Below are 21112 nucleotides of genomic sequence, written 5' to 3' on the forward strand. Positions count from 1 at the left end.
GCGCCAATTCGCTTCAGCCGATCGTTGCGTCAGAGGTCAGCAGTTCACGGATCAGCATGATCAGATCGTCCCCTGCGGGGTGCTGGAAGCTTGGCGAACGATGGAGCTCGAGCTCGGCCGGTGGCAGCGGCGGGAGGCCATCGGTGTCGCCGAGTATGCGCCAATCATCGGGTAGGGTGCGGCGATCAGCGACGGTCACTGCGTCGCGCTGGTTCACCGCCATGCGCAGGCCGGTGGGGCTCTGGCTGGTGTAGTGCAGCGACCACTGGCGACCTTGGCGCGTCAGGCTGTCGAGGGCGCGTTGCCGGTAGGGGCAGTGGTCGGGGAACAGCGCCAGCGGTAGCGCCGCCTGAGGGTCGTGATCGAAGTCGCGATGGGCGGCCCACACCAGGGATTCGGCGGCCAGGATGTCCCCATTGCCATGATTGGCGTGACGCACCGTGAGCGCCAGGTCGAGTTCGCCGGCCTCGAGTGCCTCGATCAGCTCGCTCGACATGCGGCAGTGGATATGCGGGCGAATACGAGGATGGCGCTGAGCGAAGCGATCCAGCAGTCGCGGCAGCCAGATCTCGGCGTAGTTTTCAGGCAGTCCGAAACGAATCACCCCGTCGCGATCCCCATGACCGAGAGCGCTGATGGCTTCGCGCTGCAACTGCAGGAGGCGGCGCGCGTAGACCAGAAAGATCTCGCCATCCTCGGTCAGGCTGAGTTGACGGCTGGTGCGATATACCAGCGGACTGCCTACGCGCTCTTCCAGGGTGCGAATGCGCTGGCTGATGGTCGATTGCGTCTTGTGCAACTGCCGGGCGGCCGCCGTGAATCCCCCATTCTCGATCACCGCCACGAAGGCGCTGAGCAGTTCGGTGTCCAGGATCGGCAGGCTATGCCCATCGGTTTTGTCGATGGAATGCATCGGAACGAATCGTTTCCTCGATGATTGAAGTTTCCCCACTATGCCGCTGAACCCAAGACGAGACCAGCGTCGACTGGTCGTCCCTTCCCCGGCTCACCGAGGAGAACCCTGATGCTTACTGCACAGCAACTGGCCGATGCCGAACGCCATGACCTGACAGACCTGGTCGATAGCGAACGCTATCCTCTCGATCGTCCTGATGATCCTGTCCTGCTGTCGGCCATCGCCACGGCCCGCAAGGACCTTGATCGCGAGGGCTGTGCGGTGCTTCGCGGTTTCCTGCGCCAGGACCGATTGGCGCAGATGCGCGAGGAGTGCCATGAACTGGCGCAGAAGAGCTTCTACAACAGCCGTGAGGTGAACGCCTACTTTACCGCTGACGATCCCGAGTTGCCTGAGCAGGATCCTCGCCGGCTGTTCATGACCCGCACCAGCGGTTTCGTGACCCGCGACATGATCACGGCGGATCGCATCATGCAGCGCATGTACGTTTCGCCAGGCATGAAGTCGCTGGTCGCCCGCTGCCTTGGCGAGGACAAGGTGTATGAGTATGCCGATCCCTATGCCGGGCTGGTGCTCAACGTGCTGCCCGACGGCACCCAGCAGCCATGGCACTACGACACCAATGAATTCATCGTCACCATGATGACCCAGGCGCCAGAAGAAGGCGGCAGCTTCGAGTACTGCCCGGACATCCGTACGCCCCAGGAGGAGAACTACGAGGGAGTCGGCGCGGTGATTCGCGGCGAAACACGTGAAGGCGTGCGTCGCCTGGACCTGCAACCCGGTGATCTTCAGCTGTTCAAGGGGCGCTTCAGCCTGCATCGCGTGACTCGTGTGGAGGGTGACACGCCGCGACTGACGGCGATCTTTGCGTATTCCAAGACGCCTGGCGTGGTCGGTCGTCTCGAGCGCACCCGCCAGCTGTATGGCCGGGTGTCCGAGCTGCATATCCAGGCCGAACAGGATCGGGCCGAACGCGCCGATGGCCTGCTCGACTGAGCCCCTTCGCCATTCAATCCCAGGGAGCAACGCTGATGAATATGGATCTGGACGCAATGGGCATCCTGCCCCCGACCCATCGCCCCGAAGACTGTGAACCGACGCAGCAGGAGATCCCGCAGATCCTGCTTGACCGGCTTGCTCGCGTACGGGCTCAGCTCAAGTCGCGCGACATTTCAGCCGCGGTACTGTTTGACCCGGCCCATGTGCGCTATGCCACCGGTTCCAGAAACATGCAGGTCTACAGCTCGCGCAACCCGGCGCGCTATGCCTTCGTGCCCGCCGAGGGGCCGGTAGTGTTGTTCGAGTTTTCCGGGTGCGAGCATCTGGCCTCTCATCTGCCGACGATCGACGAGATCCGTCCGGCGAAGGCGATCTCGTACTACTTCAACGAGCGTAATACCCACGCGGTCACCGAGGCCTGGGCCGATGAAATCGACGACCTGATTCAGCGCCAGTGCGGCGGTGGCGGCAAGGTGGCACTGGAGAGCGCGACCTCCCAGGCGGCGTTTGCGCTGAAGGAGCGTGGTTACCGGGTGCTGGATGCCCAGGAGCCACTCGAGCAGGCCCGTGCCTACAAGGTGCCCAATGAGATCAAGATGATCCGCTCGTCGTTGCGCGCTGTGGAGGAGGGCGTGCGTCAACTTGAGGCCAGCATTCGGCCCGGCGTGACCGAGAACGAAGCCTGGTCGAAGCTGCACCAGCATATCGTCGCGACCGATGCGGATTTTATCGAGACGCGTCTGATGAACTCCGGGCCGAGAACCAACCCCTGGTTTCAGGAGTGTTCCGACCGCCGTATCCAGTCAGGAGAGCTGGTAGCGCTGGATACCGATGTGGTCGGACGCTACGGCTACTACGCCGACTTTTCGCGCACCTTCCTGTGCGGGCGTGATGCCCCATCTCAGACGCAGAAAGATCTGTATCGCATGGCGTACGACCAGATTCAGACCAACATGGCTAACCTCAAGCCTGGGGTGAGCTTCAAGGAATACGCCGAGCGTGCCTGGGAGATTCCTCCCGCCTACAAGTCTCGCCGCTACTTTGCCCTGGCTCACGGGGTCGGCATGAATGGCGAGTATCCCTACATCGTGCACCGCGAGGACATCGACGATAAGGGCTACGACGGCGTTATCGAACCCGGCATGACCCTGTGTGTCGAGAGCTTCATCGGTCATGAAGCTGGGGGCGAAGGGGTGAAGCTCGAAGAACAGCTATACGTCCGCGAAGACGGCCAGGTGGAGCTGCTGTCGGACTATCCATTCGATGCCCGTCTGCTGGGCTGACGATCCCCAGGATGCGCCACCGATCGTGGGTGGCGCATTCCGTTAACTCATGCAAGGTATGAGAAATGCGTCGGCTTGATCAGCATCGTCTCATGCTAGGCTTTTCCACTTGCCTTGCCGACAATCAGAAGAAGGAGTTTTCATGAAGAAATTTTCCGTAACTCTGCTGGCGCTGGGTGTCATGTCTGCTGGCAATGTGTCCGTTGCCGACGACAAGTCACTGACCATCGGCACCAACAATTGGGCCGAAAACATCGCCGTTGCCAACATGTGGAAGATTCTCCTCGAGGAGGAGCATGACTATGACATCGAGCTGTCGGATGTCGGCAAGAGTGTGCTCTACAGTGGTCTTGCCAGTGGCGACTTCGACCTTTCACTCGAGATCTGGTTGCCGACCACCGATGCGCCCTTTCTGGAACCATACCGCGATCGCATCGACGTCCACGATGTCTGGTATCGCGGGACTGGCCTGGGGCTGGTGGTCCCAAGCTACGCCGATATCGACAGCATTGCCGAGCTGAAGGAACAGGCTGAGCGTTACGAGTATCAGGGCGGCCCCTCAATTCTTGGCATCGATTCGGGGTCTGCCATTGCGGGCCTGACCGACGACGTGATCAGCGCCTATGATTTGCCCTTTGACCAGATCAATAGCTCTGGACCGGCGATGATGGCGGCGCTTGATGGTGCCTACAGCCGCGAAGAGCCGATGGTGGTGACGCTGTGGAGTCCTCACTGGGCCTTCGCCGAGTACGACCTCAAGTACCTCGAGGATCCCAAGGGGATCTATGGTGACAACGAGGACATCTACTGGATGGCACGCCCCGGTCTGGACGAGGATGATCCCTGGCTGACATCGGTGCTCAATGCCTGGCATATGGATGATGATAGCCTTGGAACGCTGATGGCTCGGATAGAGGAAACAGGGGATCCCGAAGAGGGTGCCCGGGACTGGATCAACGACAATCGTGATCTGGTCGATAGCTGGATCGACGACGCCTCCGGCTAGCCCATTGCCTTGAAGGGCCGTGCGCAACCGGCCGTACCCGAAGACGCGATGGGAGAAAAGGCGACGTCGCCGGCCCGCTTCGCTATCGTCGTCCCTGGGTGGTACGGCCATCTGTGGTCATGAAGTCGACCGACTTTTCTGTTTGAAGAACGTTTTCAAACGACCAGGGTTCCATCTCGTCACCATGACAATGGTGGAGGTGGAGCCCCACCAGGGAGGTGCCATTGAGGCTAGTGCGACGTCCCTACCGCTTGGCCAGTATTCCCCCTTCGTTTACGCCTGAGCTCTGCGCCAAAGCCCTTCATCAAACCCCTCACCAAAGCCGCTTTCCCGGGAGCCGGGCTAGAGCGGTCGCCCATCCAGTGAATGCTCCATGATCGCAAGCGTCAGTGTGAAGTGATGCTGGGCGACGCTGAAGGCGTCGTCTGCGCGTCGCTCGAGGATGGCCTGGACCAGTTCACGATGTTCCCGTCTTGCCCTTGGCAATGATTCGGCGGGGTAGGGTTCGGAGCCGAATCCCAGGGTGGCGCGCGCCGTCAGCTGACGTGATTGGGCGACCAGATGGTGATTGTCGGCCATCGCCATGATGCAGTCGTGAAGGCGCTCATCGAGTTGGCGGGCGACGGAGGCGTCGTCGGTGTCGCAGAAGCGGTCCAGCAGCGCCTGCAACGTTTTGGCCTGGGCCTCGTCGTGACGCTCGGCGGCGGTTCTGGCCACCAGCCCCTCCACCAGACAGCGATAGTCGAAGAAGTCCCTGAGCTGGGGCAGCTCCTGTCCGAGGATACGCTGGGCGGTGTTGGGCGAGGCCTCGTCGACCCGTTTGAAGGTGACAAAGGTACCGCCATCACGACCACGGCGGGATTCGATCAGGCCAAGCTCGCCCACGATCTTCAAGGCGCCGCGGACGGTGACGCGACTGACCCCCTGGCGCTCCGCCAGGTCGCGCTCCGGCGGCAGGCGATCCCCGGGGGAGTAGGCGCCAATGGCGATCGCCGTCACGATCCGGTCCGCCAGCTCCTGGGTGGCCGAGCGGGCGCCGCCGGCGCCTGGCAGGTCGGTTCGAGACGGTTCAAGCATAGGGTTCTCTCCAAAAGGTATTGTCACAATACCTTTAAGTGTGATTTTCTAAAAATGAAGCGGCCAACGTCGCTGTGTCCGGCGCACTGTCGCAGGTCGCGAACCGCGTCCGGGTCTGCTGGCGGGTTCGAGTATACACGGCGCCGTCAGATTCTTGACCGGCCATGGGAATGCACAGCAAGAGGCCGCCCAGTGTCGCCACGCAGGCAGCCTCGCCCCCGGTGGACGTCTTCGACCGCTCGATGGCGGGAGATCCCCGCCTTGCCAACTAGAACAAGAGGAAATCACCGATGAGTGACAATACCCTGGAGAGTCTGGGCTACACCCAGGAACTCTCACGAACGCTCAAGCTGAGAGATCTGGTGATCTACGGCCTGATCTTCATCGTGCCGATTGCTCCCTTCGGTATCTTCGGCCACGTCATGAGCGCCAGCGGTGGCATGATCGTCACCGCCTATGTCATCGGACTGGTGGGGATGCTGTTTACCGCCATCTGCTACTCCCAGATGGCCAAGGAATTTCCGGTAGCAGGCTCGGTGTACTCCTACGTGTCCCGCGGGGCGGGCAGCTTTGCCGGCTTCGTTGCGGGCTGGATCATGCTGCTGGACTACATCCTGATTCCGGCGCTGCTGTACGTGGTGGGGGCGCTGGCGATTCACGACATCTTCCCGTCGCTGTCACCGATCCTGCTGGTGGTGGCCTTCGTCGTATTCAACACCTACATCAACATTCGCGGCATCAGCTTTACCGCCGCCTTCAACCGCTGGATGCTGGTGGCCGAACTGCTGGTGCTGGCGGTGTTTCTGGTGGTGGGGGTCGTGGCCATCAGCAATAACGTCAACGGTGCCGTCTTCTCGATGGCCCCGGTCTACGATGCCGATAACTTCTCGCTGGGGCTGATCATCTCTGCGGTGCCGATCGCGGTGCTCAGTTTTCTCGGCTTCGATGGCATCTCCACCCTGGCGGAAGAGGCCAAGGGCGGTGGCAAGGCGGTCAGCAAGGCGATCTTCCTGGTGCTGTTGATCATCGGTGGCCTGTTCATCGCCCAGACCTGGGTGGCGGCGCTGATCCAGCCCGATCCCGCCTCGTTCAACAATCTCGACACCGCCTTCTATGAAACCGCACGTATCGCCGGGGGCGGCTGGCTGGCGGTGCTGACCGCCGCGACCACCGCTATCGCCTGGGGCGTCGCCGACTCCCTGGTGGCCCAGATCGCGACCGCGCGGATCCTCTACAGCATGGGCCGTGATCGGCTGCTGCCGGCGCCGCTGGCTCGGGTTCACCCGCGCTTCAAGACGCCCTACGTCAGTGCGCTGCTGGTCGGTGCCGTGTCCATCGTCGCGGGGATCGCCTTCATGCAGCAGCTGGCGTTGTTGACCTCCATCGTGACCATCGGCGCCCTGACCGCCTTTATCATCTTGAATATCACCACGCTCTACTACTTCGTGTTCAAGAAGAAGGCCGCCAATCCCTTCCTGCATATCCTGTGTCCGCTGCTCGGCCTCGCCGTGGTCGGCTACATCTGGAGCGGGTTCGAGTCCTATACCGTGCTGATCGGGCTGGCCTGGGCGGTTGTCGGTGTCGGCGTCTACGCCTTTGCCAAGCGCGGTGGACGTGCCGTGCAGATGGAAATCTAAGGCTTGTCTGAAAAGTGCCTGCGCTCGTCGATGTTGAGAACAGCGCCCAGGGCCAAAAAAAAACTCTCGAGGCGCCGGTCGGCGGAGACGACCGGCGCCTCGAGGTGGAGACGCAAGAATGAAGATCAAGACGATACACGACGTTCATCACTGTTTTGACCACGCCCTCGAGCCGCAGGAAACGATCAGTTCCGGTGATACTCGGCGCTTCGATATTCTCGATGCCAGCGGTGGCTTGATTACCCGACACAGCCAGGCCGACGCGCTGACCCGACTGCCGGCAGGGGAGCTCAATCCGGTGTGTGGCCCCCTCTATATGGAGGATGCCGAACCCGGCGATGTGATCGAGGTGGAGCTGGTCGACTTCGAGCCGGGGCAGTGGGGCTGGACGGGGCTGATCCCGGGTTTCGGGCTGCTGGCCGACGATTTCACCTCGCCCTGGCTCAAGGTGTCGGAGTACGACAGCGAGTCGGTGTACTTCGACGAGGACATCGTGATTCCGTTTCGGCCCTTCGCCGGTACCATCGGGCTCGCGCCTGCTGAGCCGGGGCAGCACTCCATCGTGCCGCCGCGCATCTGCGGCGGCAATCTCGACATCCGTGACCTGGTAAAGGGAGCTCGGCTGTACCTGCCGGTGCAGGTCAAGGGAGGGCTTCTGAGCATCGGCGACACCCACGCCTGCCAGGGTGATGGTGAGGTCTGCGGAACGGCGGTAGAGACCCGCATGGCCGCCACGGCCACATTGCGTCTGCACAAGGCAGGCAATATTCCTGCGCCGATGTTCGACATGCCGCCGGGAGCGTCGAGCGAGGAAGATGCGGGCTTTCTGGTCACCACCGGGGTGGGGCCGGACCTGATGCAGGGCGCCCGTGACGCGGTGCGCTTCATGATCGATCGGTTGCACCGTCAGGCCGGCATGGATGAGCAGCTGGCCTACGCGCTTTGCAGCGTGGCAGGGCGGCTGCGGGTCAGCGAGATCGTCGATCAGCCCAACTGGGTGGTGTCCTTCTACATGCCTCGGTCGATCTTCCGCTCGAAGAGTCTTAGAGCCATCTAGGGTTGAGCTGAACTGACCTTTCCGTTCGTCAGAACGTAGGGTCAGGCCCGCGGGCCTGACCAATAACGCCGGGTGTTGTGGCACCCGGCGTTGTCGTCATGACGTCACTTCGGCTCGCTCGGCGGCCACCTGCGCAAGGACTTCCTGGTAGTTTTCGACGCCCTGGGCCCCGGTGACCAGGTAGCGGCGGTTGAACACCATGGCGGGTACCCCGCTGATGCCCTGCTGTTGCCAGAAGGCCTGGCGCTGTCTCACCGATTCTCCGCGCTCGCCCGACTCGAGCATCGCCACGACCTCGTCGCGGTCATGGCCGAGACTCTCCGCCACATCGGCCAGCACGTCGACTCGGTGGAGGTCGCGGCGCTCGGTGAAGAAGGCGCTGAACAGGGCCTGCTTCATGCGGTGGCCTTCATCTGGAGAGCGCTGCTCTGCCCAGTCGATCAACTGGTGGGCGCGGAAGGTGTTCACCATGCGCATGTCATCGGTGTAGTTGAAGGTGAAGCCGAGGTCGGCGCCCATCTGGGTGAGCCGTTCCCGTGCGCTGCGCGAGTCCTCATCGCTGGTGCCGTACTTGGCGGCGATATGCTCGCGCAGGTTTTCGCCTTCCTCGCCCATCTGCGGATTGAGCTCGAAGGGGTGCCAGTGCACCTCGATGTCGATCCCGCTCTGGCGCGCCGCCTCGGCGAGCTGGCGGTAGCCGATGATGCACCAGGGACAGACGACGTCGGAGACGATGTCGACGGTGATGGTGGTGTCGCTGTCGCGGCTATCTGGGGATGTGGGCATGTCGGCCTCTACTCCTGAAGAAAGGTGTCCCGGGTTGGTCGTTAGCAGGGCAACCAACCTTACAGGCCCCGGGACACGATCAACAGGGGCGCCCAGGCTTTATTCGAAAAGTCGACGAGCGAAGGTTAGACAAGGCAAAAATCGGTGAGAAAGCGCAGTTTACGGGGTGTAAATGAGCATTATAAGCCGATTTTTAACGCCGTATTACCGAGCGCAGGCACTTTTCGGGAAAGCCTCAGATGAGTCGATCCCACAGCCCATCCTGATATTCCCTGGCACTGGCCTCGAAGCTGTCCGGGTAGACATTGCGGAAGCGGTGCTCGTCCAGCGGGATCAGTCGTGCCATCTCGTCGATCATCGCCGCCGGGTCCTGCTGCAGGTCGTCGCCGGCAAACTGCTGCTGCACCGAGCGAATCGGTTTTTCAGGGGTGAAGCAGGCGTCGGGGTCGTACCACTGGTCCAGGGTGTTGTACATGCGGTCGTTGAAGCCGGTGCGGAAGGGGCCGGGGTTGATGGTGGCCACCTTGACGCCCAGCGGGGCGAGCTCTTCGTAGAGCAGTTGCGCCATGCCTTCGAGGGCGTGCTTCGAGGCGACGTAGGGACCGAGGTAGGGGAAGGTGGTGAAACCAGCGATGGAGGAGGTCAGTACGATCTTGCCCTTGCCTCGCTCGACGAACTCGCGGGCGTAGGGCTGCACGAATTCCAGGGTCGAGAAGACGTTGGTCTCGAACACTCGGCGTACCCGGTCCACCGGGATCTCGGCCAGCGGACCGGTCTCGCCGATGGCGGCGTTGGCCACCACGATATCGACCTGGTGCCCGTAGCTGGAAAACACCGCGTCGCGGTCGCGCTTGTCGGTGATATCGAGCTTTTCGACGGTGAGCGTCAGTTCCTGCTGCCGGGCCTTTTCCTTGAGCGAGGTGACCTGGGGCCAGATCTCCGTGGTAGCGATGACCTTGTGTCCCGCCCTGGCCAGGGCCAGTGCCGTACCTTCGCCGAGTCCGCTGCCGGCGCCGGTGATCAGAATGGTCTTCATCATCGTGCTCCTGTCTGGGAAAAGGAACGGTCGCGGCACGCCTGGGCGTAGCGCCTGACAAGGCCATTGGGCGCTTGCCTCTGGGTGCTTGCCTCTGGGCGTTTGACAATCCGGGACCCTAACGTGCCGCGACGGCGCTGCTCAACCATCGCGCCAGCATCGCGTCGGCACCCTGGCCCGTATCCTGGCCAACATCATGGCCAGCATCGTGATCAGGGCGGCCGACCGTCGCCACCGCGAGTCCCAGCGTGCTGCCGAGGTCATGTCACGATGATGACGCTTCGGTGTCGGGGACCGTCGATCGACGATCCTTGTGCACTGCCCTTGCCTGCGAGTGTGGCCTGCGGTCCTGTCGACCCAGCGGGACCATCATCGGACGGCCGCTGACGGGGTCTGCGAAGACGTGGCTGTCCAGTCCGAATACCTCCCTGACCATGGTGGTGGTCATCACCTCACTGGCCGGGCCGCTTGAGTAGACCTTGCCGGCGGCCATGGCGATCAACTCATCGGCGTAGCGCGCGGCAAGGTTGAGCTCATGCAGCACCATGACGATGGTGGTGCCGCGCTGGCGGTTGAGGTCCTCGAGCAGATCGAGCACCTCGACCTGGTGGTGGATATCGAGATAGGTGGTGGGTTCGTCGAGCAGCAGCACGTCGGTGCGCTGGGCCAGGGCCATGGCGATCCATACCCGCTGGCGCTGGCCGCCTGACAGTTCCTCCAGCACACGCTCGGCGAGGCCGGTGGTGTCGGTGGCTTCCAGCGCCTCGCTGACGGCGTCATCGTCGTCGCGGCTCCAGCGCTGAAACATGCCCTGGTGAGGGTGGCGGCCACGGCTGACCAGCTCCAGCACGGTGATGCCTTCAGGGGCGAGTGGCGCCTGAGGCAGCAGTCCCAGGCGCTGGGCCAGGCGCCTGGCGGGCAGCCGGTGCAGGTCGTGGCCGTCGAGCAATACCTGGCCGCGCTGCGGCGCCAGCAGGCGTGACAGCGAACGCAGCAGGGTCGACTTGCCGCAGGCGTTGGCGCCGACGATGGCGGTGATACCCGCTGGTTTGACCTCCAGATCGATGTTGTCGAGGACCGCACGGGCACGGTAGCCGGCGGTCAGGCCTCGGGCACTGAGTCGGGTAGGCGTCATCAGGTGGATCCTCGGGCGTTGTCGCGCATGACGAGGGTAATCAGGTAGGGGGCGCCGATCACGCCGGTGACCACCCCCACGGGATAGCGGGTCGGCAGCAGATGCTGGCCGATAAAGTCACCCATCAGCACGAACAGGGCGCCGACCAGGGCAGCGGGGATCAGCACCGAGCCATTGTGACGGATCAACCAGGCGGCGACCGGGCCGCTGAGGAAGGCGACGAAAGCGATCGGCCCGGTCACCGCGGTGGCAAAGGCGACCAGCCCCACCGCCGCGATCACGATGCCCAGGCGGGTGAGCGACAGCCTGACACCGAGCCCCCGGGCCATGTCATCGCCCAGGCGCATCGCCTCCAGGTCCCTGGCGAAGTGAAGTAGCGGCAGGCCAAGCACGACCAGCGCCAGCAGCAGGGGCAGGCTCTGATCCAGGTGCACGCTGTTGAGGCTGCCGGTCATCCAGCGCATGGCCTCCTGCAGTGGCCAGGCCGGGGCCTGGGTCAGCAGGTAGGCGATGGCGCTCTGGAGCATGGCGGCGAGGCCGATGCCGGTCAGAATCAGGCGAGTATCGGCGACACCGCGGCGCCACGACAGGGCATAGATCAGCAGGGCGACGCCAAGACCGCCGACGATGGCCACCAGTGCCACCGGAGCGCCACGCAGCGACAGCATGACGATGGCGAAGACCGCCGCTGCGCTGGCGCCGGCGCTGATACCGATCACGTCGGGGCTGGCCAGCGGATTGCGCAGCATGGTCTGGAAGGCGGCGCCGCCGAGGCCGAAGCAGGCCCCGGCCAGTACGGCAATCAGCGCCCGGGGCAGCCTCAGCTCCATCAGGGTGAAGGAGGCGCCGGGCACCTGCTCGCCGGACAGCACCGCGATCACCGTGGCAGGGTCGATCCATGACTGGCCCAGCATCAGGGTGAGGCAGACCCCGGCAAGTACCGCGACCAGCAGCAGCGCAATGATCCACCGGCGCTGGCGTTGGCGCTGCCGTCGCAGGTGCCTGACGGTCGACGGTGTGGACCTCGCTTGAGAGGACGTCGCTCGGCAGGACATGGCGTGAGTGGGCGTCGCTCGCGGGGAGGTGGTCGGTGTCGTCGTCACAGTGACCTCAGCGTATGGCGGCGGACGATCCAGATGAAGACCGGACCGCCGAGCAGGGCGGTGACGATACCGACGTCGAGTTCTGCCGGACGGACCAGCACCCGGCCCAGCGTGTCGGCCAGTATGACCAGCAGGGCGCCACCGAGGGCACACAGCGGCAGCAGGCGGCGGTAGTCGGCACCGACCAGCAGGCGCAGCGCGTGGGGCACTACCAGGCCGACGAATCCGATGGGACCACAGGCCGCGGTGGTCGCCCCGCACAGCAGGATGGCCCCCACCGCGGCCAGCGCTCGGGCCAGGGCCACGCGCTCGCCGAGGCCGGTCGCCGCCTCATCGCCCAGCGCCATCAGGTTGAGCTTGCGCGCCGCCAGCAGCGACGCGGCAAGGCCCAGGGCCAGGAAGGGCAGCACCGGGGTGATGCGATCGAGGGTAGCGCCGCCGACGCCGCCGATCAGCCAGGAATGGATCAGCCCGGCGATGTCGGCGCGGGGCAGAATCACCGCGGAGGTCAGCGAGGTCAGGGCGGCGGTCACCACCGCGCCGCTCAGCGCCAGCCTGAGAGGGGTGGCGCCGCCTCGTCCGAGGTTGGCCACCAGGTAGACCAGCAGTGCACTGGCGCCGGCGCCGGCGATGGCGACCCAGATGTAACCAGAGGCCTGCTGCATATCGAACCAGGCGATGCCGATGACGACTGCCAGCGCGGCGCCGGCGTTGACCCCGAGCAGGCCTGGATCGGCCAGAGGATTGCGGGTCAGGCCTTGCATGGTCGCCCCGGCCACGGCCAGCGCGGCCCCTGCCAGCAACGCCAGCAGGGTGCGGGGCAGACGGCTGGCGATCGCCGCTTCGTTGATGGAGTCGATACGCCCATCCAGCAGACCCATGAGCGCGGTCAGATCCGTCGATCTGGCGCCGATGACCACCGACATCATGACGCTGGCGGCCAGCGCCGCCAGCAGCAGATAGACGCCGGTCGGGCGCGAATGGCCTGTCCTGCCAGGCGCCAGCGGCCTTGCCTTCATATCCTTCCCTTCCTGCTCATTTGTACGTATCCATCCCGTCCAGACGCTCCAATCAGGGTTGCTGACGCTTGATTCAGGGTTGCTGACGCTTGATTCAGGGTTGCTGACGCTTGCGAGCGGCTTCGGCCAGTCGTTCGACGTAGTCGTCGAGTACCCAGGGAATCGACAGCGGCGTCGGGTTGGCCGCGGTTCCTGTGGGATTGTTGCCGAGCAGCACCAGCGAGCCCTGTTCCACCGCGGGCAGGCGCGAGGTCAGCATATGCTCGTTGAGTCGCTCCACCAGCGGCTCGCCACCATAGGTGATGATGATGTCGACATCGGCGATCTCGTCGATACGCTCGGCGCTGATGGAGCCGGCGAAACGGCCGTCAACGGAGCTGTCGGTGACGAACTGGGGCGAGGTCAGGCCGATCTCGTGCAAGAAGCGCACCCGGGCGTCGTTGTCGTTGTAGAAGTTGATCTGACTGAGGTCGGTGGGCTTGATATGGCTGATCAGCATGGCGCTCTTGCCCGCGAGTTCCGGGTGCTCGGCGATCTGTTGCTCCACCTGGGCCTCCAGGCGTGCGATCAAGGTCTCGCCTTCCTCGGCCATGCCCATGCCAGCGCTGTTGAGTCGGATCATGTCACGCCAGCCCGACGACCAGGGGGCTTCGGGGTAGGCCACCACCGGGGCGATCTTGCTGAGGGTGTCGTAGTCGGAGCGGCTGAGGGCGGAATAGGCCGCCAGGATAACGTCGGGCTGGCTCGCGGCCACCGCCTCGAAGTCGATGCCATCGCCTTCGTCGAACAGGTTGGGAGGGCCGGCGTCGAGCTCGTCAAGACGCTGCTCCACCCAGGGCCAGAGGCCATCGCCATCGTCATCGCCGAAGGTGGTGGCGGGAAACCCCACCGGTACCACTCCGAGCGCCAGCGGCACCTCGTGGTTGGCCCAGGCCACCGTGGCGACCCGTTCGGGCTGTTCCTCGATCACGGTGACGCCGAGCGCGTGCTCGATTTCGATCGGATAGCCATCGTCGCCAGCGGCGAAGACAGGCTGGACGGCGGCGAGTAACACAAGGCCGAGCGGCCAGCGTGGGGGGATCAGGGGCATGGGGTCTTCCGTGTAGAGGCGGTGACCGGCTCTCGCAGGAGAGCCGGTTTGACAGTGGTGTCGCGAGTGCCGGTCGGGCGCACAGCGCCCGACGCGGATGTCGAGGTTTCGGCGTTCCAGGGCACTAGAAGTCGTAGGTCAGGCTCAGCAGCGCGCTGCGCGGCTCGCCATAGATACCCTGGCTATAGAAGCCGAGCTGCGAGTAGTACTCCTCGTCGAACAGGTTGGTGACGTTGAGCTGGGCGCTCATGCTGTCGTTGATGCGATAGCGGGCCATGGCATCGGCGACGAAGACGTCACCCTGACCGATCTTCTCGGTACCGTTGGGGGTGTCGTTGTCGCGGTAGGTGTCACCCTGCCAGCGTGCACCGCCGCCGAGGGTCAGGTTCGACCAGCGGCCAGGCAGCTGCCAGCTGGCGAACAGCTTGGCCTGCTGGCGGGCATAGCTGGTGTTGAGCTGCTCACCGTCGGCGTCCTCGGCGTCCACCAGGGCGTAGCTGGCGGACAGGTTGACGCCGTCGGCCACCTCGCCTGCGATCTCGAGCTCAAAGCCTTCGACCTCGGCGCCGTCGGTGGTGGTGTAGGCCTGGTCGGTGGTGCCCGCGACGAAGACCCCGGGGATTTCCACCGCCAGATTGTCCTGCTGGCTGTGGAACACCGCGAAGGACACGTCGGCACGATCGTCGAACAGCTCGGCCTTGAGACCGGCCTCGTAGTTGATGCCTTCCAGCGGATCCAGCAGGGCGCCGCTGGGCGAGCGCTCGCTCTGGGTGTTGAAGATCTCGGTGTAGCTGGCGTAGGCGCTGAGGTCGTCGGTGATGTCGACGATCAGACCCGCGTAGGGGGTGAACTCGTTGTCGTATTCGTACTCACGCTCGCCGCGATAGTCCTGGTCGATCTTCCAGTCGGTCATGCGCGCGCCGACGATAAAGTGCACCGGGTCTGCCAGCGAGAAGCGGGATACCGCGTAGTAGCCCTGCTGTTCGGTCACTGTGTCATCGGTCAGGCCCCACTCGCCCCAGACCGGTTCTGCCAGGGCCGGGTCGTTGCGGTCGCTGAAGCTGCCCAGCGCCGGCACGTCGCCGGCCGGGCCGCGACTGTTGATCTGGTAGTCCTCGTGCAGGTCCATGTAGCCGAAGCCGAGCTGATGCTCGCGGCCGAACAGGGTGAAGGGACCTTCGGCGCTGACATGCAGATTCTTCTGGGTGCGATCGCCGCGATAGTCGACCAGGTAGGACTCGGTGGCGACGCCGGGGGCGTAGTAAAGCACACCGGTCTCGCGATCCGGATAGCCGCCGCGGTAGTTGTAGGTCAGGCCATAGTTGGCGTCGCCGTAGCTGTAGGCGGCGCGGGCGGACCAGCCATTGTCGAAGTGGTGGGTCAGGTCGACGAAGGCGCGGGTGTTCTCGGTGAAGAAGTTGGCCCAGTCGGTGTTGTTGGCGGTGGAGCGGTCGAAGTCGGTACGGCCACCGTCCAGGTAGTACTGCGGTACGCCGATGTAGGCGCCGTCCTGGTCGTAGTGCTGGTACTCGATGCCCACGCTGAGCTCGGTGTTGTCGGTCAGCTCGGCGGCGATCACCCCGTAAAGGGTCTCGCGGTCGTTCTCGACGCCGTCCATGAAGCTGTCCGAGCTGTCCTTGGCCGCCACGAAGCGCACGCCGACGCGCCCCTCGCTGTCCAGCGGGGTGCTGACATCGACCACGCCGCGCCCCCGGTCCCAGCGGCCCACCGCGGCAGTCACGCTACCCGCCGCCTCGTCCAGCGGCTTCTTGCGCACAAAGTTGACGGTGGCGGAAGGGTCGCCGACCCCGGTCATCAGGCCGGTGGCGCCGCGCACGACCTCGACCCGGTCGTAGATGGCGGTATCCCACTCGGCGTCGCCGAACGGCCAGAACGCGCTGGTATTGCTCTGCAGGCCATCGAACTGGAAGTTGCGAATGGTGTAGCCGCGGGACTGGAAGCTGGTGCGAGTGCCGTCCAGACGGATCGACGAGACGCCGGGTAGCCGTTCCACCGCCTCGGTGGTGCTGGTGATGGCCTCGTCGTCCATCTGCTGGCGGGTCAGGAAGCTGATCGACTGTGGCGTCTGGCGCGGCGTCAGCGTCAGGCCGTTGGCGCTGGTGCTGGAGGCCACCTGGTAGCTCTCGGTCGATTCGGTGGTGGCACGCAGGTCGTCACCGACCACGGTCATGCTGGCGAGTTGCTCGGCGTCCTGGGCCAGCACCGGGGTCGACAGGGCGGCACCGGAGGCCAGGGCAATGGCGATAGCCAGGCGGCCAGGAACGAGGTGGCCAGGAACGAGACGGCTTGGAACAAGGCAGGTGAGGGGAGCGGAATGGTACGGCACGAAAGGGGTTCCCTGTTTATGTTTTAAGAATGCAAATTATTCACGTTTCCAATGGCGGGTGTTTATGAGCGCTGCCAAGTTGTCTATGCGAGATGCCACAAATGCACAAAACGGCAGAACTTTTTGGCGAAGTGGCACCATTGGCCTGGTGCAGGGGCCGGGCAAGCGGAGAAGGTCAGGAACCAAGAGAAGATCAGGCAAGAAGAGGAAACCAGGCAAGAAGAGCAGCCCTGACGCGAACGACCAGGGGCAAGACGACGATCTGGCAGAAGGCGGCCGGCGGTAGAAGACGCCGCTGGAGGTGGGAAGGGGCATTGGCGGTGATGCGAGGCCCGCCAGCGCAAGGCGCTGGCGGGGACAAACGACGGTAGGCGTGTTCTGGCGGGCGCGTTCGGCAGGGGCCTGTCAGGTACGCTCGGGTTCGGTGGCGCTCACCTGACCTTCCTCCAGGGAGGAGTCCTCGTCCGCGTCCATCAGTTCCAGGTCGAGCTGCACCGGATCGTCGGCCGCTTCCTCGACCCAGGTTGCCCCCAGGGAGGCGGTGCCGGCGGGGACCGCGACATAGTGGCCGTGGGTGTCCGAGGGCTGGTTCGGATAGCGCCACAGGCAGTAGCCGCCGAAGACCACGATAAGCGCGTGGATCAGCGCCAGGTCCCACAGAAAGCCGGCAGAGCCCAGCAGGTCCATCAACAGCCCCGTGCTTAGCGGGCCGAGGATGGCGCCGATGCCGAGCGCCAGCACCAGACTGCTGCTGGCGGACACCGTCTGCTGCGGCGTCAGGACGTCATTGGCGCAGGCGAGAAACAGTGAATAGAGCGTCAGGGTGGTGCCGCCCAGCAGCACGCCGAGCAGCGTCAGCGCATGGCTTGCGCCCTGGTCGAACAGCAGCCCGGCCAGCGAGAAGGCGGTGGCCAGGGCGGCGACGATGAGGATCACCCACTGGCGATCGGTCTTGTCGGAGAGCTTGCCCAGCGGCCATTGAAACAGCGCCCCACCGAGGATGAACGCCCCCATGAAGGCGGCGATCTGGTGGGTTTCCAGCCCATGGTTTGCGGCAAACACCGCGCCCATGCCGAACACGGTACCGTTGGCGATCCCGGTCAGCAGGCAGCCGAGGGTGCCCAGCGGCGACAGTCGATACAGGCGCAGCAGGTTCATCGCCTCGGGCTGGCTGGTGTCCGGCTGCGGGGTGTAGCTCAACAGGATCGGCACCAGCGCCAGCGACATCAGTATCGAGACGATCAAGAACAGCAGGATGCCGCTGGGGTCCGCCACGTTCAGCAGCAGCTGGCCGCCGCCCATGCCGAGATAGCTGATGACCATGTAGAACGCCAGCAGTCGCCCGCGCAGGTGGTTGCTGGCGTGGCCGTTGAGCCAGCTTTCGGTCACCACGTAGAGCCCGGCGTAGGCGAAGCCGGTCATCAACCGCATCGCCGCCCACACCCAGGGGTCGATGAACATGACGTGGACCAGGATGGCGATGGAGGTGATCGAGGCCAGGGCGGCGAACACCCGGATATGGCCGACGTCGCGAAGCTTGCGTGGGGTCAGGGTGGAGCCGGCCAGAAAGCCGACGAAGTAGGCAGACATCACCAGCCCGGTGACCGTGTTGCCGAAGGATTCCTCGGCGGCGCGCACCCCGAGCAGGCTGCCCTGCAGTCCATTGCCGAGCATCAGCAGGCCGACGCCGAGTAGCAGCGCCCAGAGGCTCCAGGCCGCCGACAGGGTGGAAGTGGGAGTCGATGTGGTCACGGCGGCCTCGCTTGTCCGGGGAGGGGGCGACGGAAGTCTGTTGTCGGCTGGGGTACCGCGGCGCCGGTCCATCGCCGCCGCCGCTAATCGTCAGTGTGTCCGGCGTACCGCTGATCGGCAAGGGGCGCCATGTTGTTGCCGGAAAGGCATCGTTTGACGCTCTGCCACGAATGACCGAACTCATCGTGGCCGTCCAGCACGCTGACCCGACGACGACTCAATAGCATCGTAGTTGGTCGAACTCGCGGCCGTAACCGACGCGTACCAGGCGCAAGTGGGTGTTCTGTCGCGTGCGAGAAATCGTCCAGGGGGCGTCAAATTCAACGCTATCGTTCGCTTGATTTTTTCTGGTGTGTCCGTCTATTGGAGAAGCAGGTTCAGGGGGGGCGTTACTGGGTTTAATGCAGGAAAGGTTGCGTCGCGAGCCGCGGGATTTTCGCTATCTTGACGTCTTGTCGAAAATGGGTAAATTATCCTTCGTCCGTCAGGTTGGACATTTTCTGCACAGCACAGTAGGGTATGTGCGCCGCAGCGATGGTTTTATCCCGCCTTTTACAGGCCTCACGTCGCTCTGGACGCCGAGCCCTTATCCTGGCTCGCGATCCGATGCCAAGCTGGCGTTATACCGCCAGGAGAAGTGCCATCGCTGGATGGATGTGGCACCTTCCCGACTGGATTACCCCGGGGCCAATGGCCCGGCGGGGACCTGTTTGTCTTGTCTAATGCTGTTCCTGCGTTGTCGCTGGAGAGGACCGAGATGTCGCCCCACTACACCGACCAGGGCCGCTGCATGCCGCGCCGCCCGCCTCCCTGACCCATCTGAGGTCTGCTGGCGTCTTCGATACGCCCCGCTGGTTGTCGCAATGTCGGCCCGCCTGCCCCTGCTGCAATGGCTGGCCATGTGCTGCGGCGCGTCCCGACGCCTTTCTGTACCGAAAAAGCGGCAGTAATCCGTTTTATTTCGGCCCTTGAGACTTCAATGATCCCGAGGAAGTTTCGTCCTTTTCGTGGGCGGTATTCCTTTGGCGTTGTCGTGCTCGTTTAGTGAGTTTTTCGCGGTGAAGTGCCGGCATGCGTTCGCATGAACCGTCGCTCGCCTGTGTTCCATCAACAAGAGAATTGCCCTTGAATAGCGCCTCCCTCCACCAGTTTTCGACCCTGACGGTCATCCTGTTGATGATCGCTTTTTATGGCGGCACCTACCTGCTGACCCTGAGCATCCGCAAGAAGAAGGAAGACGCCGACGCCTTCATGGTCTCGAACCACCGGGTCGGCTTCGGCATCGGTGCCGCCAGCATGACGGCCACCTGGATCTGGGCCGCTTCTTTCTACGCCGCTGCCACCTCCGGCTATACCTATGGTGTGTCCGGCCCGATCCACTACGGGCTGTGGGGCGCGCTGATGATCCTGTTCATCTATCCGTTCGGCCGCCGCTTCCGGCGGCTGGCGCCCAATGCCCACACCCTGGGCGAACTGATCCACGCGCGCCACGGCTCCTCAAGCCAGCTGATCCTGGCGCTATCGAACCTGCTGGGCAGCATCATCAGCCTGATGGTCAACTTCACCGCCGCCGGGGCGCTGGTATCGGTGCTTTCGCCGCTGTCGTTCCAGGCCGGCGTCATCATCGCCGGTGTCGGGGTGCTGCTGTACACGCTGTGGTCGGGCTTCCGCGCCTCGGTGCTGACGGACTTCGCCCAACTGGTGGCGCTGATGGCGATCGCCGTGGTGATCATCCCGGCGGTGTTCTTCGCCATGGGCGGGCCCACTGAACTGGTGGCCGGGCTCGACAACCTCACCGCCGAGCAGGCCAACTTCTTCTCGATGGACGCCATCCTCAATCAGGGCGCACCCTTCTTCGTTGCGGTGCTGGCCTATGCCATCGGTAACCAGACCATCTCCCAGCGTCTGTTCGCGGTGAACGAGGACCACATCAAGCCGACTTTCCTCACCGCCACCGTGGGCTACGGTGCCATCGTCATCGGCCTTGGCATGATCGGCCTGATGGCGTTGACCCTGGGGGTCGAGCCGCTCAACGGTGACATGAACAACCTGATCCCGCAGATGGTGTCCAGCTACCTGCCGCCGGTGTTCATCGCTGCCTTCTTTATTCTGGTGATCGGTTCGCTGTCCTCGACCGCCGATTCCGACCTGTCGGCGCTGTCGGCGATCATGATGGCCGACGTCTACGGCAAGAACATCGCTCGAGGCAAGGCCGACCCCCGCCGCATGCTGCTGGTAGGGCGCATCACCATGATCGTGGCCACCGCCATCGGTATCGTCTTCGCCAGCTTCTCGCTGGATATCCTGGTGATGCTGGTCTTCGTCGGGGCACTGTGGGGAGCCATCGTCTTCCCGGTGATCGCCAGTTGCTTCTGGAGCCGGGTCACCAACGCGGCCTTCACCACCTCGGTGCTGGTGGCCATGGTGACCTTCTGCGTGGCGCGTTTTGAATGGCTGCCGATGACCGGTGTGGCCGGTCTTGGCTTCGAGTTCCTGGCCAGCATCGGTGGCGGCATCATCATCGCGCTGATGGTGTTCGGCTTCCTCGGCCGCGTGGCCGGCGCCGTCGCCGGGCTTGCTGCCTTTGTCGCCATGCTGGTGTTCGCCACCGGTTTCCTCAGGGAGTACACGGTGCTGCTGGCGTCGCTGACCGCCTACGGCACCAGCACCCTGGTGTGCGTGGTGATGAGCCTGGCCAGCCGCGAGCGGTTCGACTTCGACACCATCGCCGAGCGGGTCGGCAACTATGATGCCGCCGAGGCCGTGACGGTAGCCGACGAGCGCCCGTCCAAGTCCGCCCCGGCAGGGCTTGCGACCCAGCGCTGAACCCTTGTTTGACGGGCGCCGCAGGCTGGCGGCGCCCACC

Annotated in this window: 16 protein-coding genes; 6 read left to right on the top strand and 10 right to left on the bottom strand. The window is 64.1% G+C overall.

From position 1 onward, the window contains the following. Nucleotides 1–13 precede the first annotated feature (13 nt). The gene (locus NKF27_RS06555; protein ID WP_253555802.1) at nt 14–913 is read right to left on the bottom strand and encodes a LysR substrate-binding domain-containing protein; all 900 of its coding nucleotides are present in this window, start codon (nt 911–913) and stop codon (nt 14–16) included. Nucleotides 914–1024: 111 nt separating this feature from the next. On the opposite strand from NKF27_RS06555, the gene NKF27_RS06560 reads away from it, so the two are divergent. From NKF27_RS06560 to NKF27_RS06570, 3 genes are all read left to right on the top strand, one after another. Next, complete coding sequence (locus tag NKF27_RS06560) at nt 1025–1915, top strand: phytanoyl-CoA dioxygenase family protein (protein WP_045990942.1); 891 nt, start codon at nt 1025–1027, stop codon at nt 1913–1915. Nucleotides 1916–1950: 35 nt separating this feature from the next. Then, nucleotides 1951–3201: a Xaa-Pro peptidase family protein gene (locus NKF27_RS06565; RefSeq protein WP_108131689.1), complete on the top strand. Its 1251-nt coding sequence runs from the start codon at nt 1951–1953 to the stop codon at nt 3199–3201. A 142-nt stretch (nt 3202–3343) separates the two neighbouring features. Beyond that, nucleotides 3344–4207, top strand: a complete 864-nt coding sequence (locus NKF27_RS06570; protein ID WP_045990941.1) for a glycine betaine ABC transporter substrate-binding protein — start codon at nt 3344–3346, stop codon at nt 4205–4207. A gap of 342 nt (nt 4208–4549) precedes the next feature. Here NKF27_RS06570 and NKF27_RS06575 read toward each other — a convergent pair whose 3' ends face one another. Beyond that, nucleotides 4550–5284 carry a FadR/GntR family transcriptional regulator gene (locus NKF27_RS06575; protein ID WP_108449868.1) on the bottom strand — a complete coding sequence of 245 codons (735 nt, stop codon included), beginning with the start codon at nt 5282–5284 and terminating at the stop codon, nt 4550–4552. A 290-nt stretch (nt 5285–5574) separates the two neighbouring features. Between NKF27_RS06575 and NKF27_RS06580 the strand changes: the two genes are divergently transcribed. Together NKF27_RS06580 and NKF27_RS06585 are read left to right on the top strand one after the other, a co-directional pair. Next, nucleotides 5575–6921 (top strand): APC family permease, encoded by a 1347-nt coding sequence (locus NKF27_RS06580; RefSeq protein ID WP_253555803.1) that lies wholly within the window; start codon nt 5575–5577, stop codon nt 6919–6921. Between the two features lie 118 nt (nt 6922–7039). Continuing rightward, nucleotides 7040–7978, top strand: a complete 939-nt coding sequence (locus tag NKF27_RS06585; protein WP_253555804.1) for an acetamidase/formamidase family protein — start codon at nt 7040–7042, stop codon at nt 7976–7978. Nucleotides 7979–8074: 96 nt separating this feature from the next. On the opposite strand, the gene NKF27_RS06590 is transcribed toward NKF27_RS06585, so the two are convergent. The 8 genes from NKF27_RS06590 to NKF27_RS06625 form a co-directional block, all read right to left on the bottom strand. After that, nucleotides 8075–8764 (bottom strand): DsbA family protein, encoded by a 690-nt coding sequence (locus NKF27_RS06590; protein WP_253555805.1) that lies wholly within the window; start codon nt 8762–8764, stop codon nt 8075–8077. A 235-nt stretch (nt 8765–8999) separates the two neighbouring features. Further along, a complete protein-coding gene (locus NKF27_RS06595) occupies nt 9000–9800 on the bottom strand; it encodes an SDR family oxidoreductase (protein ID WP_108131693.1) in 801 nt (266 codons plus the stop codon). A gap of 265 nt (nt 9801–10065) precedes the next feature. Then, nucleotides 10066–10935 carry an ABC transporter ATP-binding protein gene (locus NKF27_RS06600; RefSeq protein WP_253555806.1) on the bottom strand — a complete coding sequence of 290 codons (870 nt, stop codon included), beginning with the start codon at nt 10933–10935 and terminating at the stop codon, nt 10066–10068. Further along, a complete protein-coding gene (locus tag NKF27_RS06605; protein ID WP_253555807.1) occupies nt 10935–11990 on the bottom strand; it encodes an iron chelate uptake ABC transporter family permease subunit in 1056 nt (351 codons plus the stop codon). Before NKF27_RS06605 ends, NKF27_RS06600 begins: the two co-directional genes overlap by 1 nt. A 44-nt stretch (nt 11991–12034) precedes the next feature. After that, nucleotides 12035–13057 carry an iron ABC transporter permease gene (locus NKF27_RS06610; RefSeq protein ID WP_253555808.1) on the bottom strand — a complete coding sequence of 341 codons (1023 nt, stop codon included), beginning with the start codon at nt 13055–13057 and terminating at the stop codon, nt 12035–12037. A 94-nt stretch (nt 13058–13151) separates the two neighbouring features. Next, entirely contained in the window at nt 13152–14147 is a 996-nt protein-coding gene (locus NKF27_RS06615) for an iron-siderophore ABC transporter substrate-binding protein (RefSeq protein WP_253555809.1), read from the bottom strand. Between the two features lie 124 nt (nt 14148–14271). After that, nucleotides 14272–16494: a TonB-dependent siderophore receptor gene (locus tag NKF27_RS06620; RefSeq protein WP_253555810.1), complete on the bottom strand. Its 2223-nt coding sequence runs from the start codon at nt 16492–16494 to the stop codon at nt 14272–14274. Nucleotides 16495–16899: 405 nt separating this feature from the next. Next, entirely contained in the window at nt 16900–18246 is a 1347-nt protein-coding gene (locus NKF27_RS06625; RefSeq protein WP_253555811.1) for an MFS transporter, read from the bottom strand. A gap of 1125 nt (nt 18247–19371) precedes the next feature. Between NKF27_RS06625 and NKF27_RS06630 the strand changes: the two genes are divergently transcribed. After that, nucleotides 19372–21072, top strand: coding sequence for a sodium:solute symporter family protein (locus NKF27_RS06630; protein WP_108131699.1), 1701 nt, complete (start codon nt 19372–19374; stop codon nt 21070–21072). Nucleotides 21073–21112 lie beyond the last annotated feature (40 nt).

Origin of the sequence: Halomonas sp. DN3 (genome assembly GCF_024137905.1) — a bacterium.
GTDB lineage: Bacteria > Pseudomonadota > Gammaproteobacteria > Pseudomonadales > Halomonadaceae > Halomonas > Halomonas litopenaei.

Excerpts from the sequence above, each read along its gene's own strand:
- NKF27_RS06615 (WP_253555809.1), bottom strand. The coding sequence starts at position 14,147 with ATGCCCCTGATCCCCCCACGCTGGCCGCTCGGCCTTGTGTTACTCGCC.
- NKF27_RS06605 (WP_253555807.1), bottom strand. The coding sequence starts at position 11,990 with ATGTCCTGCCGAGCGACGTCCTCTCAAGCGAGGTCCACACCGTCGACC.
- NKF27_RS06555 (WP_253555802.1), bottom strand. The coding sequence starts at position 913 with ATGCATTCCATCGACAAAACCGATGGGCATAGCCTGCCGATCCTGGAC.
- NKF27_RS06585 (WP_253555804.1), top strand. The coding sequence starts at position 7,040 with ATGAAGATCAAGACGATACACGACGTTCATCACTGTTTTGACCACGCC.
- NKF27_RS06565 (WP_108131689.1), top strand. The coding sequence starts at position 1,951 with ATGAATATGGATCTGGACGCAATGGGCATCCTGCCCCCGACCCATCGC.
- NKF27_RS06560 (WP_045990942.1), top strand. The coding sequence starts at position 1,025 with ATGCTTACTGCACAGCAACTGGCCGATGCCGAACGCCATGACCTGACA.
- NKF27_RS06590 (WP_253555805.1), bottom strand. The coding sequence starts at position 8,764 with ATGCCCACATCCCCAGATAGCCGCGACAGCGACACCACCATCACCGTC.
- NKF27_RS06580 (WP_253555803.1), top strand. The coding sequence starts at position 5,575 with ATGAGTGACAATACCCTGGAGAGTCTGGGCTACACCCAGGAACTCTCA.
- NKF27_RS06600 (WP_253555806.1), bottom strand. The coding sequence starts at position 10,935 with ATGACGCCTACCCGACTCAGTGCCCGAGGCCTGACCGCCGGCTACCGT.
- NKF27_RS06575 (WP_108449868.1), bottom strand. The coding sequence starts at position 5,284 with ATGCTTGAACCGTCTCGAACCGACCTGCCAGGCGCCGGCGGCGCCCGC.
- NKF27_RS06595 (WP_108131693.1), bottom strand. The coding sequence starts at position 9,800 with ATGAAGACCATTCTGATCACCGGCGCCGGCAGCGGACTCGGCGAAGGT.
- NKF27_RS06570 (WP_045990941.1), top strand. The coding sequence starts at position 3,344 with ATGAAGAAATTTTCCGTAACTCTGCTGGCGCTGGGTGTCATGTCTGCT.
- NKF27_RS06610 (WP_253555808.1), bottom strand. The coding sequence starts at position 13,057 with ATGAAGGCAAGGCCGCTGGCGCCTGGCAGGACAGGCCATTCGCGCCCG.